The 14,203-nt window shown below is 39.5% G+C and carries 15 protein-coding genes and 1 pseudogene; 5 read left to right on the top strand and 11 right to left on the bottom strand.

Features of this window, described 5'->3' with window-relative positions:
* Positions 1 to 460: 460 nt before the first annotated feature.
* The 4 genes and pseudogenes from FTV41_RS08265 to ftsY all read right to left on the bottom strand — a co-directional run bounded on the left by FTV41_RS08265 (position 461) and on the right by ftsY (position 4,502).
* Positions 461 to 1,126: pseudogene (locus tag FTV41_RS08265) on the bottom strand (DUF2057 family protein).
* A gap of 194 nt (positions 1,127 to 1,320) precedes the next feature.
* A complete protein-coding gene (locus FTV41_RS08260) occupies positions 1,321 to 1,914 on the bottom strand; it encodes a nitroreductase family protein (protein WP_004976581.1) in 594 nt (197 codons plus the stop codon).
* Positions 1,915 to 2,502: 588 nt separating this feature from the next.
* Positions 2,503 to 3,189, bottom strand: a complete 687-nt coding sequence (locus tag FTV41_RS08255; protein WP_154320761.1) for a nitroreductase family protein — start codon at positions 3,187 to 3,189, stop codon at positions 2,503 to 2,505.
* A 206-nt stretch (positions 3,190 to 3,395) separates the two neighbouring features.
* Positions 3,396 to 4,502 (bottom strand): signal recognition particle-docking protein FtsY, encoded by a 1,107-nt coding sequence (ftsY, locus tag FTV41_RS08250; protein WP_179996399.1) that lies wholly within the window; start codon positions 4,500 to 4,502, stop codon positions 3,396 to 3,398.
* A gap of 171 nt (positions 4,503 to 4,673) precedes the next feature.
* Here ftsY and FTV41_RS08245 point away from each other — a divergent pair, with 171 nt between their 5' ends.
* Both FTV41_RS08245 and FTV41_RS08240 read left to right on the top strand, forming a co-directional pair.
* The gene (locus FTV41_RS08245) at positions 4,674 to 6,023 is read left to right on the top strand and encodes a pitrilysin family protein (protein ID WP_179996398.1); all 1,350 of its coding nucleotides are present in this window, start codon (positions 4,674 to 4,676) and stop codon (positions 6,021 to 6,023) included.
* An 11-nt stretch (positions 6,024 to 6,034) separates the two neighbouring features.
* A complete protein-coding gene (locus tag FTV41_RS08240) occupies positions 6,035 to 7,675 on the top strand; it encodes a pitrilysin family protein (protein ID WP_004976592.1) in 1,641 nt (546 codons plus the stop codon).
* Here FTV41_RS08240 and FTV41_RS08235 read toward each other — a convergent pair.
* Both FTV41_RS08235 and FTV41_RS08230 read right to left on the bottom strand, forming a co-directional pair.
* Positions 7,572 to 7,889: a hypothetical protein gene (locus tag FTV41_RS08235; protein ID WP_004976594.1), complete on the bottom strand. Its 318-nt coding sequence runs from the start codon at positions 7,887 to 7,889 to the stop codon at positions 7,572 to 7,574. The two genes, FTV41_RS08240 and FTV41_RS08235, sit on opposite strands and share 104 nt — an antisense overlap.
* A 126-nt stretch (positions 7,890 to 8,015) precedes the next feature.
* Positions 8,016 to 8,375, bottom strand: coding sequence for a hypothetical protein (locus tag FTV41_RS08230; RefSeq protein ID WP_004976597.1), 360 nt, complete (start codon positions 8,373 to 8,375; stop codon positions 8,016 to 8,018).
* Positions 8,376 to 8,595: 220 nt separating this feature from the next.
* On the opposite strand from FTV41_RS08230, the gene FTV41_RS08225 reads away from it, so the two are divergent.
* The 3 genes from FTV41_RS08225 to FTV41_RS08215 all read left to right on the top strand — a co-directional run bounded on the left by FTV41_RS08225 (position 8,596) and on the right by FTV41_RS08215 (position 9,909).
* Positions 8,596 to 8,829: a hypothetical protein gene (locus tag FTV41_RS08225; protein ID WP_004976599.1), complete on the top strand. Its 234-nt coding sequence runs from the start codon at positions 8,596 to 8,598 to the stop codon at positions 8,827 to 8,829.
* A gap of 151 nt (positions 8,830 to 8,980) precedes the next feature.
* Positions 8,981 to 9,355, top strand: coding sequence for a DUF2750 domain-containing protein (locus tag FTV41_RS08220; RefSeq protein ID WP_004976601.1), 375 nt, complete (start codon positions 8,981 to 8,983; stop codon positions 9,353 to 9,355).
* Positions 9,356 to 9,474: 119 nt separating this feature from the next.
* Positions 9,475 to 9,909 (top strand): CBS domain-containing protein, encoded by a 435-nt coding sequence (locus FTV41_RS08215; RefSeq protein WP_004976604.1) that lies wholly within the window; start codon positions 9,475 to 9,477, stop codon positions 9,907 to 9,909.
* Between the two features lie 92 nt (positions 9,910 to 10,001).
* On the opposite strand, the gene trpB is transcribed toward FTV41_RS08215, so the two are convergent.
* The 5 genes from trpB to FTV41_RS08190 form a co-directional block, all read right to left on the bottom strand.
* Complete coding sequence (trpB, locus tag FTV41_RS08210; protein ID WP_179996397.1) at positions 10,002 to 11,210, bottom strand: tryptophan synthase subunit beta; 1,209 nt, start codon at positions 11,208 to 11,210, stop codon at positions 10,002 to 10,004.
* A 105-nt stretch (positions 11,211 to 11,315) separates the two neighbouring features.
* Positions 11,316 to 12,503: a VWA domain-containing protein gene (locus FTV41_RS08205; protein ID WP_004976609.1), complete on the bottom strand. Its 1,188-nt coding sequence runs from the start codon at positions 12,501 to 12,503 to the stop codon at positions 11,316 to 11,318.
* Positions 12,504 to 12,517: 14 nt separating this feature from the next.
* Complete coding sequence (locus FTV41_RS08200) at positions 12,518 to 13,369, bottom strand: MoxR family ATPase (RefSeq protein ID WP_004976610.1); 852 nt, start codon at positions 13,367 to 13,369, stop codon at positions 12,518 to 12,520.
* Positions 13,370 to 13,391: 22 nt separating this feature from the next.
* Positions 13,392 to 13,775 (bottom strand): hypothetical protein, encoded by a 384-nt coding sequence (locus FTV41_RS08195; RefSeq protein ID WP_096901448.1) that lies wholly within the window; start codon positions 13,773 to 13,775, stop codon positions 13,392 to 13,394.
* Between the two features lie 21 nt (positions 13,776 to 13,796).
* Positions 13,797 to 14,105: a YcgL domain-containing protein gene (locus tag FTV41_RS08190; RefSeq protein ID WP_004976615.1), complete on the bottom strand. Its 309-nt coding sequence runs from the start codon at positions 14,103 to 14,105 to the stop codon at positions 13,797 to 13,799.
* Positions 14,106 to 14,203 lie beyond the last annotated feature (98 nt).

Below are 14,203 nucleotides of genomic sequence, written 5' to 3'. Positions count from 1 at the left end.
CAAACTCTTCAGTTAAAATCATTTTGAAGTTTTAATCTAAACTTCCAAATCTGGCTCATCAATTTTCTGACTTAAATTTCGCTCAAATAAACTTCGAGTAATTTAAACCAATCAATCAATGAAATATGTTCGATCGATCAATCAGTAAAAATCCACACAAGTTGTTCTTCATAATCTCTTAATGATTTCCTGTTATTTCGTCAATAACAGCACCAATTCAATCAACACTGCGTTGGTGTGTTGCGTATTCTATACAGTTTTTGAATAGACGCAATATATTTTTTAGTTTTTTTTCAAAAAAAGCACCATCCGCCCAAATTTTAGACGCATTTCATATTTTTATCACACTTTTCTTATAATTTGTCTTTTTTTCGCACGTTACTGGATTGGTTTTTAAATAAATCCTTTTAAGGCGATAACAAAAAACAACCAGCTCAATGGAGCTGGTTGCAAATCAACATTAATTGGCTTGTTCTGCAAGCCATGACATGAATTTTTGTCGCTCTGCTTTAGTGGCTTGTTGCTACAATTGAATCAATTGTTGCTCTTTGCCCTGTGTTTGTTTTGCTGTAGGCAATGTTACTGAGGTGGTTTTCTCAGATGGCAACACTGCTGCCGCGGTATAAACTGCTGCTGGCTGATTGACCGCAGCACTATTTTGAGTGGTATCTACAGTTTTATTAAGCCAACTACCACCTAACCAACCAGTTGAGTTTGCTTTAGCACCTGTTTGTTGTACCAGCAACTGATTCTTTTGATTATATAAACCAACGCTTGGTTGATCTTTGAATTCTTTTGCAGCATCGAAGTCTTTAGGTGGATTTACCAAAGCGAGTCGATAGTTTTCGCCATCTTGAAGAATTGGGGTTTTGAGTGTAATGACGTCTGATTTTAAAATATCGTGCGCACCATTATGATGTTCAAAATATTGTTGATAACGCAAGTTAATGACATTTTCACCCGCATTGACTTTCACTTGCTGTGCAGAACTGAATAAACCTGAACGAATTTGTTGATCATTTACAGCGAGCAACTTAATTTCTTCAGGTACTGCAATAGTTACTGCTGAAAATGCTGAACTACAAGCCATCAATGCAATACTTGCTATGCCTAATTTAAATGCCATATTTCACTCTATATCGTTTATTAAAGTTTGATTGCACTATGCAATGTATAAATGACAGTTTTATGACAATTCATGGGTTTAGGCATTTGCACATGAATAAGTAAGTTGTAAGGCACATCACTACCCCCAGAAACAAAAAAGTAGGATGAATCATCATCCTACTTTTTTGTCTGTGCAGTATGTGTTGCTAGAGCTTAGTTAAAGCTTTTGAAACGTGCTGCATCATCCATAAATGTTTTTTCACCAGCAGGTGCTTCAATTGAACCAAACACTAATTGTGCACGTAGTTTCCAGTTTGCAGGAATGTCATAAGTTTGCGCAACTTCTTCATCTACGATTGGATTGTAGTGCTGTAATGATGCACCCACATTGATTTCAGATAAAGCTGTCCACGCTGCGAATTGTGCAATCCCTGTCGAATGTTCTGACCATACTGGGAAGTTGTCTGCATATAGCGGGAATTGCTCTTGTAGACCTTTTACAACATCTTGATCTTCAAAAAATAAAGCTGTACCAAAACCTGCAATAAAGCTATTAATTTTTGCTTCAGTGTTTGCAAATGCTTCTGCAGGAACCATTTTATGTAAAGTTTCTAAAACGATGTTCCAAAATTGTGTATGCGATGCACCGTATAAAGTCACAACACGTGAAGTTTGCGAGTTAAATGCAGATGGGCTTAAACGAACTGCTTGTTTGATTGTACTTTCAATAGTTGCCTGATCTACAGAAACATTTTTACCAAGTGCATAGATTGAACGGCGTTTTTCTAATTGATTTAAAAATGACATTTTTAATTCCTCTGCAGAATTTTGTATAAATTAATTGATACAGCGATATTAAGCTTTTTATTCAGCATAAACATTACAAAAAATACGACAGTGTGTTTTATGTATAGAACGATTATAGTTATATAAAGTGACAAATGTATGTGACTGCATTTAGGGTCTGTTGACATTTCATAAATGGCTTGCGCTGTAGGCTAAAACTGAGCAGATCAGGCATGAAACGCAGGGAATAGCGAGACTATTGCCAAGTTTCATAACGCAATCTGAGAAAGTTTTAGCCACAGCCTGAGCAAAAACAAGCACTGCTTTGTTTGCAGCGCAAGGCGCAGCGAAGCACGAGCATATTTTTTGCTGCTATTGCGTTATGAGTCAGTCATTTAGAATGACTAAATTTCCTGCCTCATGCCTTATATCAGCTAAAAAACCTTGCGAGATATATCTCTCACGTCGCAAACATAGAAGAAGTGTCAACAGACCCTATTACCTTTTATTCTATAGATATAGTCTATTGCAATATAAATATGCTGCGGTTCGCTCTTTGTAGCACATAATAATAAGCTGATTTGACCAATCTTCATCAAATGCTGTTATTTAAGCATAGACTTTAAATTGATTTTGATAGTGTGCATGACTCCGTTCGGTTACTTCTTCTTCAATTGATCCAAAAACGAGTTGTGAACGTAACAACCATGTATCTGGAATATCAAAATGCTCTGCCACAGCACGGTCTATGTTTGGATTATAATGCTGTAAAGATGCACCCACGCCTGAATCTGCCAATGCTGTCCACACTGCAAATTGCGCCATGCCTGAAGTTTGCTCCGACCAAATTGGAAATTCTGCAGCATTAAATGGAATTTTCTTTTGCAATTGACGAATCACTTGTTGATCTTCATAGAACAATACCGTGCCAAAAGCTGCTGCACATTGTTCGATTTTCATTTTAGTACCTGGAAAAACCTGCTCTGGTACAAACTGACGTTGTACTTCCTGTACTAAATTCCAAAATTTTTTATGTGATTCAGAAAATAAAATAACCACGCGCGTACTTTGTGAATGATGTGCCGATGGACAGCTACGCACAGCTTCCTGAATCAGCTCGGTCATATAAGTTTGGCTAAAATGAACGCGTTTTCCTAAAGCATAAATACTACGGCGCTTTTTTAATTGATCGATGAAAGTCAGTTCATTTGCGTCATAGTTCGGCTTTTTCTTAAGCTTAAAGTCTTTCGTGATATCTGCTGTAAGCACATGACCAATTTTATTTAACAGTGTCATTTTGACTTCCCCAAAAAATCAATCAAAATCAATCTAATATTTTTTCTTATTGTATATAGACGAATGTGCTTTTATTCACATTCGTATTTTTAGCTGCTGCTTTTTACAACACTTAAACCCGCTAAAAACCACAAACTCCGCATTTTGCGGAGTTTGTGTGAAACTTACAGCATTTTTACATTTTAGCTTTAAACTTATTTTAAAACTTATTTTTCAGTTTCAAACAGTGCTGCAACAAATGCTTTGGCTGAGAATGGACGTAAATCGTCAATTTTTTCACCCACACCAATAAAGCGAATTGGCACATGGCTACGGCTTGCAATGTTAAATAACACGCCACCTTTTGCCGTACCATCCAGTTTAGTGATGGTGATGCCTGTTAAGCCAACAGCCTCATCAAACATTTCCACTTGGTTAATGGCATTTTGACCTGTGCCTGCATCTACGACCAACATCACTTCATGCGGTGCAGTCGCATCAATTTTTTGCATCACACGCTTAACTTTAGTCAATTCTTGCATCAGGTTGCTTTTGTTATGCAAACGTCCAGCAGTATCTGCAATTAACACATCAATGCCTTTGGCACGCGCACTTTCAAACGCATCGAAAATAACAGAAGCACTGTCTGCACCGTGACCTTGTGCAACAACGGCAACATCGTTACGCTCACCCCAAATCTGCAATTGTTCTGTCGCTGCAGCACGGAAAGTATCCCCTGCGGCCAACATGACTTTTTTACCTTCGCCTTGTAAGCGTTTCGCTAACTTGCCAATGGTTGTGGTTTTACCTACACCATTCACACCCACGACTAAAATCACATAAGGGGTTTTATTGGCATCAATATGTAAAGGTTTTACCCGTGGCGCAAGCAAAGCCACTAATTCTTCTTGCAAAGCCTTATATAAAGAATGTGAATAAATTAAGTCGCCACGCGCAGTACGCTCGGTCAAATTGGCAATAATGGTTTTCGTTGCATCTACACCAATATCTGCAACCAACAGTTGTTCTTCGACTTCTTCTAATAATTCATCATCAATTTCTTTACCGCCAATCAGAATATTCACCATGCCATCGGCAAAGTTTTTACGGGTTTTGGTTAACCCTTCTTTCATGCGACTAAAGAAACCACCTTTCGCAGGCGCATCCGTGTCTGATGATGTTTCTGCAGCATGTTCAGAGGTTTCTGCTTGTTGTAGAGGTATTGTTTCAACAATCGGAATATTTACCGCTGGTAAATTCGGTAATGTGACATCATCATCTCCGATATCAGCATCAATCAAAAATTTATTTTGCCCATTAGATTGCTGTTGCATGCCGAATCCTTGAAAAGCATTGCGTTAAAAAATCGGATTCTAACATAAACCAATTGCTTTTACCTCGTATTCCAACCACATAGCCGCATACAAAAAATACCTACAGCAATCCTTGCCTTTCCGCTTTAATTTCTGAAAGATAAGCCGATAACGATTGATCTCCACTTGCTTATGTTCCAATTTTCGATGAAGTCTGTTTGTGCGTTGCTTTGGGGTTTAACAGCTTCGATTAGCCATGCTGAAGTTTTAGCTGCGAATAACACTTTTGAAACCACACTCAACAATGGTTTAAAAGTCATTATCCGTGAAGACCATCGTTCTCCCATGGTGATGACTCAAATTTGGTACAAAGTGGGCAGTAGCGATGAGTCCGGAAATACACTTGGGATTTCGCACGTACTTGAACACATGATGTTTAAAGGTACAGCCAAGGTGCCGAATGATGAATTTACCCGTTTAAGTCGTATTTATGGTGGCAGTGTCAATGCAGCAACCTTTACCAATTACACGAATTATTATCAGCTCTATCCCAAAACTTATTTCCCACTGGCTTTAGAGTTGGAAGCCGACAGAATGAGTAATTTGTTACTTCGCCAACAAGACTTTGAGCCTGAAATTAAGGTGGTAATGGAAGAACGGCGGCAACGTACCGATGATAATCCACGGGCTTTGGCTTTTGAACGCTTTAAATGGATTGCCTACCCAACCAGTCATTATCGCCAACCCATTATTGGGCACATGAAAAACTTGCAAAGCATTCAGCTGCAAGATGTACAGGCGTGGTACAAAAAATGGTATTGCCCCAATAATGCTATTCTAGTGATTGTGGGCGATGTAGATCATCAAGCCGCATTGTTGCAAGTCCAAAAGTATTTTGGAGATATTCCGAAAGCACCTACGCCACCGCGCAATGATGTGTTGGAGTTTGAACAATTAGGTTATCGGCACATGGAATTGTCTGCGACTGTGCAAGTTCCTAATTTATATATGGCTTGGAATGTCGGTTCATTGGCAACAGCTAAAAATCCTCAAAATGCCTTCGCGCTCACTATCATCAAACAACTGTTAGACAGTGGAATTACTTCACGTTTAGAACAGCGCTTGGTCAGAAACAATAAGATTCTTAGCTCAGTCAGTGTCAGTTATGACCCGTATCAACGTGGGGATAGTTTGTTTAGTATTTCAGCATTGCCTGCAGCAGGTGTAACGTTAAGCGAAGCACAGGTCGCGATTCAAAACGAAGTGGATACGCTAAAACAGGATTTGGTCAATTCAAGTGAAATTGAGCGCGTGGTGACTCAATTTGTGGCCAATTGGATTTATAGTCAGGATGATTTGGCAGGACAAGCCCGAACCATTGGCAATTTGGAAGTCAATGGATTCAGTCACCGTTTAATCGATGTTTTACCACAACACTTCCAAGCGATTACTGCCCAGGATCTGCAACGTGTTGCGCAAAGTTACTTTAACAAAGACAGACTTAGCACCTTGTATTTATTACCTCAAAGCACAACACCTTAAACTGTGATTTCATGAAAAAACATCTATTCAGCACGCTTATTTTAAGCACTAGTTTTAGCCTATGTTCTGCTGGCTTTGCGATGGAAACTGCCACCACAGCAGCGCATGATTTTGCTGAAACAGATGTAAGTACGCCTTTACAATCTTTGAGCTTGCTGCACAGTTTAAATGCCGTAAATGAATTGGTCGATGTTCGCGCTCCACAGGTATATGAATTAAAAAATCATCGACACGTACGCACTTTATTTGTCGAAAATCCTGCTTTGCCAATGGTTGATATCCAACTGACTTTTAATGCAGGTTCTGCCCGCGATGCAGAAATTGAAAAAGGTTTATTTGGCGTTGCCAATATGGCAGCCCAACTGATTGATGAAGGCACCAAGCGTTATAAGGCAGAGGAAATTGCCGCAGCCTTTGAAACCACAGGCGCACGTTTTAGTACCACGGCGTACCGCGATATGTTTGTGGTACGGCTAAGAACACTGTCTGATCCGCAGAAAATGCAAACTGCCGTCAAAATGATGCTGGAAATACTGAAACATGCAACTTTTGAGCGTTCTAATATCCAGCGTGTGCAAAGCAATACACAAATTGGGCAAAAACAACTGCAAGAAAATCCAAGCCGTTTAATGAATATTCGCTTATATCGCGCAATTTACGGACAACATGCCTATTCAGAACCCATTACAGGCACCAATGGCAGCATCAAACGGATTCAACCAAAGCACTTACAACAATTTAGAGATCAGTTTCTGGTCGCGCAAAATATGAACATTGCCATTACAGGCAAATTAACCTTAAAAGAAGCAGAAAAACTTGCCAATACCATCAGCGCACATATTGCCCAAGGTGTTGCAGCAACAGCTTTGCCACAGCCTACACCTGCAACACGTTTCAACATCCAGCATATTCCCTACCGGTCACAACAGGCGCATGTCAGTATTGCACAACTTGCGACTACACGGGATGATCCTGACTATTTGGCTTTAGAAATTGCCAATAAAATGCTGGGCGGCAGCAGTTTCAATTCAATTTTGATGAAAGAATTACGAGTAAAACGTGGCTACACTTACGGTGTTAGCAGTTCGTTTCGTTTTACCCAAGCAGCGGGTTTGTTTAGCTTAGGCTATTCTACGCGCCAAGATCAGTTACTCGATAGTATTCAAGTCGCTCACCAGAGCTTAATTCAGTTTGTACAACAACCTATGAATTTAGAACAATTAAAAGAAACCAAAGCAGGTTTAATTCGTGCATTTCCGAATCAATACAGCAGCAATGCCAGTATTAATGCCCAGCTTGGGCACATCGGTTTTTATCGACTTCCTGCAAATTATTTAAGTGATTATGCAGAACGAGTGGAAAAAGTTACCGCTGAAGATGTGCAACGTGCAATTCGCAAACATTTGCATCCTGATCGTTTAACTTTAGTAATTGTGAGCGAACATTTAGATAAAGCCGCATTGGTAAAAATGCTGCAGGACAATTTACTCGCACCAACATCTTTAACACCGACACCGCACAATATGAATAACATGCCAACAGAAAAAATTACTCTTGCACCAAGGCAGGAAGTTGTTGAGCCCGATCTTGCTCCATTTGATGTGCCTGCATCAACTTTAAATAATGCACATAACGAATCGGACGTTGATTGAGTAAATGAACTGCCATGTCTTGGGTATTGGCATACATAGATTGTTGTGACAAACGCTCAACATTTTGAAATTGTTGCACCCCAACTGGGCGATAAAGCGCAACACTTGCTAAAGTTAAAATAATAAAAATGATACTCAGCACAACAATATTATAAATTTGCTCGAGTTTCAGTTGAGAAATAAATTGAATCGTTTTTTGAATTGCGTTGTGCATGACCTACCTCTAATCGCCTTAGTGTAGGATGCCCTTGTGAGATGTACAAGTTAAACAGCTCAATTTTACTGTATCGTCACAGTAAAAATTGAGCCTTTTTCTACAAATTCTACAAAGGATTTAGCTTTAGCCAATCGTGCCACGAATTACCGCAAAGTATAAAACCAATGCAATGACTGCAAGCACCAAGAAAATAGCAAATACACTGACACCGCCCTCTGCTTCGGCAGGATGCAGTTCATCTTCATCGGCAATACGGAGTAATTCACCATCATAATTACGATAAAACTCTATACGATCGCTTCGCTCTAAAGTTTTAGCAAAGTCAGCCACACGTTTACGTTGCGCCAAGCAGTATTCACCTAAATGAACATCTCGACGGAAAATTACCTCATCTAGTTTTTTACGGTGATGATGTGCCAACTCAATAATTTGAGAAGTCAATGGAGGTACATCAAAAGCACATCCGTCTACGGATCTTGTCATGTTGTTCTCCTTTTTTATCATGCTTAGAGCTTTAGTTTAATCAAAATTAAACTTGTTCAATGTTTAATCATGTAAACTTGAAATATGCTCATTAACCCCGATAATTATTTGACAATTCAATCAAATTGTAATATTAGTTTAACAATAAAGCGTTAAATTGATATGAAGCCTAAAAGGTAGGCTTAAAATAAGTAATCATAATTACAATAAGGAGTTTAATATGATTCAAACGATCTCTCACCATGACTTAGAGCATGTTTATGCAAATGCAGTAAACACGATTCATTCACAAATGAACTTCCAAGACGCGGTAAAACAACTCGAAGAAGCTGCACGTGCAGGACATGGTAAAGCGGCAATGTTCTTAGCAGAACTGTATTATCAAGGTTTCCGCGTAGAACGTGATTCATTGAAAGCGCAATACTGGCAAAACATGGCCACCATGCAAGCATAATAAAACGTCACTTAGGTGGCGTTTTTTTTGACCCTTTTTTTAGATGCTCCAACCATAAATACATATTTGTTTACGATTTTAAGCAAAGCTTAAACGGTATATTCATCAATTCTTTTTACAATATAGCCAAATTTTACAACCTTGCTTGATTATGAATCAGATTAACCAACTCCACCCTTTACCAAAGGATTTTCTGCTTAAAGTTACACTATTAAAATCAATGATGTACTGCGGTGTACTTTGGGGTTTATTCCATCAAGGTTGGGCAATGAGTTCAGATCACGATGATTATATTTTCCCTTTTTGGTTAAATGCGGTACAAGCGCATAAATATGCTGCTAAACACTGGCCACAATATAGTCCTCGTAAAATTTCCGCGCAGGATTTTGAAACTTTTTTATTACCAACGCTCACCCGTTTAAATGTCACGCCAACCTTGTTTGGTTCGTCAAGTCAAAAAATTAAACTAACCACTTCACAAATGAAGCATTTCTTTTTTAATGAACCTGCGTTAAATATTGCTTAAATAAAAACTGAATAGAATTGACGTAAAAATCAACAATCGTGACTCTAAAGTATTTGCAATTTTTACAATTCACGTTACTTTAAAAGTCAAACAATAAACAACAAATCAGGACACAGAATATGACCAAGGTAACTCACGTTTTACAAGATAAAGCACATCACGAAATTTACACAATTCGCCCAGAAGCAACGGTTTTAGAAGCAATTAGTTTAATGGCTGAAAAAGGCATTGGTGCGTTGGTGGTTACCGATCAAAACAATCATGTGGTTGGTATTCTGTCTGAGCGTGATTACACCCGTAAAGTTATTTTGATGGAACGAACTTCTAAAAGCACAACGGTTAGTGAAATTATGACTGCTAAAGTACTGACCGTGACCAAAAACACCAGTGTGAAAGAATGCTTAAACTTAATTACTGACCATCATTTACGTCACTTACCTGTACTTGAAGGTGAGCAGTTGGTAGGTTTAGTGTCGATTGGTGACTTGGTGAAAGCGACTATGGATGATCAGCGCAAACTGATCGAGCAGTTACAACAATATATTGCAAGCTAAGACACTGTTTTATAAAACCTGCCAAATATAAAGTAAAGATAAAAAAACCGCCTAAACTTACACATTTAGGCGGTTTTTCATATTCAGTAGAATTAATTCAAACCTAATTTTTCTGCTACATAGTCTGAATCTTTATCACCACGACCTGAAAGATTAACCACAATTTTCACGTTTTTTGCCATTTTTGGTGCTTCACGTAATGCCCACGCCACCGCATGTGAGCTTTCCAAAGCAGGTACAATACCCTCTACACGTGACAACGTCATAAAGGCATCTAAACATTCTTGGTCAGTTGCCGTTGAATACTCCACGCGACCAATGTCTTTTAAGAAGCTATGCTGCGGCCCCACACCCGGATAATCCAAACCTGAAGCAATTGAATGTACTGGCAATGGCTCGCCTTGTTCATCTTCAAGCACATAACACGCCATACCGTGTAATTGACCCGGTTTACCCAAAGTTAAGGTTGCAGAGTGCTGATCTGTATCTAAACCATGACCTGCAGGTTCTACACCCACAAGCTTAACTTCTGGGTCATTTAAGAATGCGGTAAATGCACCCACTGCGTTTGAACCACCGCCCACACATGCCACGATATAATCTGGATTTACTCCAAAGCGTTCTTGGCTTTGCATTTTAATTTCATCGCCAATAATTGCTTGGAAATCACGTACCATTTTTGGAAATGGGTGTGGGCCAACCACCGAACCAATTGCATAAATATAATTTTTCGGGTCTTTTAAGTATTCTTCAAAAGCACTGTCTACAGCATCTTTTAAAGTCGCTGTACCACGTGTGACTGAAATCAGGTTAGCACCTAAAATTTTCATTTTCACGACGTTTGGATGTTCTTTTTCAATATCAACTTGTCCCATGTGAATTTCACATGGAATGCCCACAAGCGCACATGCTGTTGCCAACGCGACACCATGCTGTCCCGCACCTGTTTCTGCAATCACTTTGGTTTTACCCATATATTTGGCTAGCAATGCTTCACCTAAACAGTGATTGATTTTATGTGCACCTGTATGATTTAAATCTTCACGTTTCAAATAAATTTGCGCACCACCCAACTGTTCAGATAAACGCTTTGCATGAAACAAAGGACTCGGGCGCCCTACATAATTTGTAAATAAATCTTTTAATTCATTTTGAAATTCTGCTGTATGACGAATTTCTTCATAAGCAACGTTAATTTCATCCATGGCTTCTTTTAAATGTGGTGGAATAAACTGCCCGCCATATTGCCCGAAAAAACCGTCTTCATTCGGTAATGCGATGCCATTGATTTGATGATCCATATCGATCCCCTCAGATTGAAATTCACGTTGCCTATCGTGTCTGCACTTACTTAGTCTTCGCCTAACAATCACTCAAAAGTTGAGTGATATTGACGAAAATGACGATTAACGCGCCAAATATTTAGTCATATCTTCAATGCCTTTTAAAGTCATTGGATACATATGATGTTCAAAAATTTGTTTAATTAAACCAATGGTATGTGTGTAATGCCAATAGCCTTCCTGTTCAGGATTCAGCCATGCGGTTTTTTCAAAATGCTGACGCAGACGTTGTAACCAAACTTGCCCTGCCTCATCATTCATATATTCTACCGAACCACCAATCGAATTCAGCTCATAAGGTGCCATACTCGCATCACCGACCACAATTACCCGATAGTCGCGTCCATAGGTATTCAACAAATCCCACGTATTCATACGGGTACTGCTACGGCGTAAATTGTCTTTCCAAACATAGTCGTATAAACAGTTGTGGAAATAAAAATATTCGAGGGTTTTAAACTCAGTTTTGGCCGCACTAAACAGTTTTTCACATTGGGCGATGTGTGCATCCATCGAGCCACCCACATCAAACAACATCAACACTTTGACGCGATTACGACGTTCTGGCACCAATTGCACATCTAAAATGCCCTGTTTGGCAGTTTCTCGGATAGTGCCATCAATATCCAATTCTTCAGCTGCACCTTGACGGGCAAATTTACGCAAACGACGCAGTGCCAATTGCATTTGTCGTGTACCTAAAATCTGTTCATCGTCTAAATTTCGATACTGACGCTGCTCCCAGACTTTAACAGCTGAACGCTTACGTCCAGGCCCACCAATGCGTACACCTTCAGGATGATCACCAAAAGCACCAAACGGTGATGTACCGCCCGTACCAATCATACGGTTGCCACCCTGATGCTTTTTATGCTGCTCGCGTAAACGCTCTTCCAGCATTTTCATCAATTCTTCTAAAGAACCTGCTTTTTTCAGCTCTTCGCGTTGTTCTGGCGTGAGATGTTTTTCTAATAGTTCTAAGTCGAACCAGTCTTTAGGCAATTGATGAACTTGCTGCAGTAAATCATCTAAATCAAAAGTGGAAATGCCATCAAAATAATCTTTCATGGCACGGTCAAACTTGTCAAAAAAACGCTCATCTTTGACCATGACGGTTTTAACAAGTTGATAGAATTCATCTTGATCTGCAAAAACCAGACCCGATGCCACCGCCTGATTTAAGTCAATCAATTCACGTGTGGTGACAGGTACACCGTAACGTCGCAAGGTATAAAACAAGCGCACGAACATGGCGTTGTCCTCCCTTAACGGCGCGACATAAAGGCTAAACGCTCAAGCAATTGCACATCTTGTTCATTTTTGATTAATGCACCGTATAAAGGCGGAATGGCTTTGCTTTTATCGCTATTACGCAAAATATCTTCCGGCATGTCATCTGCCATCAATAGGCTTAACCAATCAATTAATTCAGACGTAGATGGTGGTTTTTTTAAGCCCGGAACTTGGCGCAATTTAAAGAAAACTTGTAAAGCTTCTGAAACCAATGTGCTTGAAATATTCGGGAAATGCACATCGATAATATCGCGCATGGTCGCTTCATCTGGGAAATCAATATAATGGAAGAAACAACGACGTAAAAAAGCGTCTGGCAGCTCTTTTTCATTATTTGATGTGATGATCACGATTGGACGTTGTGTTGCCGTAATGGTTTCGCCTGTTTCATAAACATAAAACGACATTTTATCGAGTTCATGTAGCAGGTCATTTGGGAATTCAATATCTGCCTTGTCAATTTCATCAATCAACAACACACAGCGTTCTTCGCTGGTAAATGCTTCCCACAATTTCCCGGGTTTAATATAGTTTTTAACGTCATACACACGGTCATCGCCCAGTTGGCTGTCACGCAAACGCGACACTGCATCATATTCATATAAACCTTGCTGCGCTTTGGTGGTCGATTTAATGTGCCATGTAATCAACTTTAAACCCAAACTTTTAGCAACTTGCTCTGCCAATAAGGTTTTACCTGTACCTGGCTCACCTTTCACCAAAAGCGGTTTTTGCAAAGCACGTGCGGCTTTCACCGCAAGTTTTAAACTATCAGTCGCAATGTACTGATCTGTACCCGAAAATTGTTGCGCATCAACAGACATGATTTTACCTTAATTGTTTTAGTTACAGTGGTGAGGTATTTTTCTTGGCTTTATAAGTCGTTTGTTTAAGACAGTATCTTGACCAGAAATAACCGATCAATAAGCCAAGACCGATCACAAATAAAATGGCAGATAAATTAGACCAAACCAATGGGGTTTCTTTGGTTAAAACACCAAAAAGAAGTCCAAAGATGGCTGGGGCAAGTGCTGCATTGCTGCCTTCTGATACTGTTGGGGTAAGTAAAATTGCAAACAGCACAATCCAAGTGATACCACCTAACGGATTGGGCAAGCGTTTGGCAATTTCGTACCAGCACCATAAAATAATGGCACTCCCCAACAAATAAACAGAAACAGCAATTGCAGTTTCAGGAATTGAATCCAATCCAGTCATCACACTATTCATTTCTCAACTCCTGAATAAAGCTTAAGCACCACGTAAACCTTCTGGTTCAACGGCATTTGGGTTAATTAAGCCTTCTGGTGGCACTTGAATAAAGAAGCCACGTGTTTGAATAGAATCCATGACATGCAAAACATTCACACGTGCCAACTTACGGCTTTCAGACAGTTGCAAATCCATTACAAATGTCGCACGACCAAATGCAACTCGCATTGGCTCAGGTAAAACCTCTAGCGGGTTAAACGCTTCTGCTTGATCTTCAGTTTGCTCAGGACGGGCGATGTATAAATACATCTCATCTTTTTTGCTCGATTTATAAATTGAACAGTGCATAAACAACAAAACTCTAAAAACTCAGGCAAAGGATACAACAAAAAAAACCGAGATACATTAACCATTATTAACGCATTGGTCTATGTTTACACTCAAAC

The organism is Acinetobacter sp. YH16051, assembly GCF_013417135.1.
Taxonomy (GTDB): domain Bacteria; phylum Pseudomonadota; class Gammaproteobacteria; order Pseudomonadales; family Moraxellaceae; genus Acinetobacter; species Acinetobacter towneri.
This window is presented reverse-complemented; position numbering and strand designations above follow the sequence as displayed.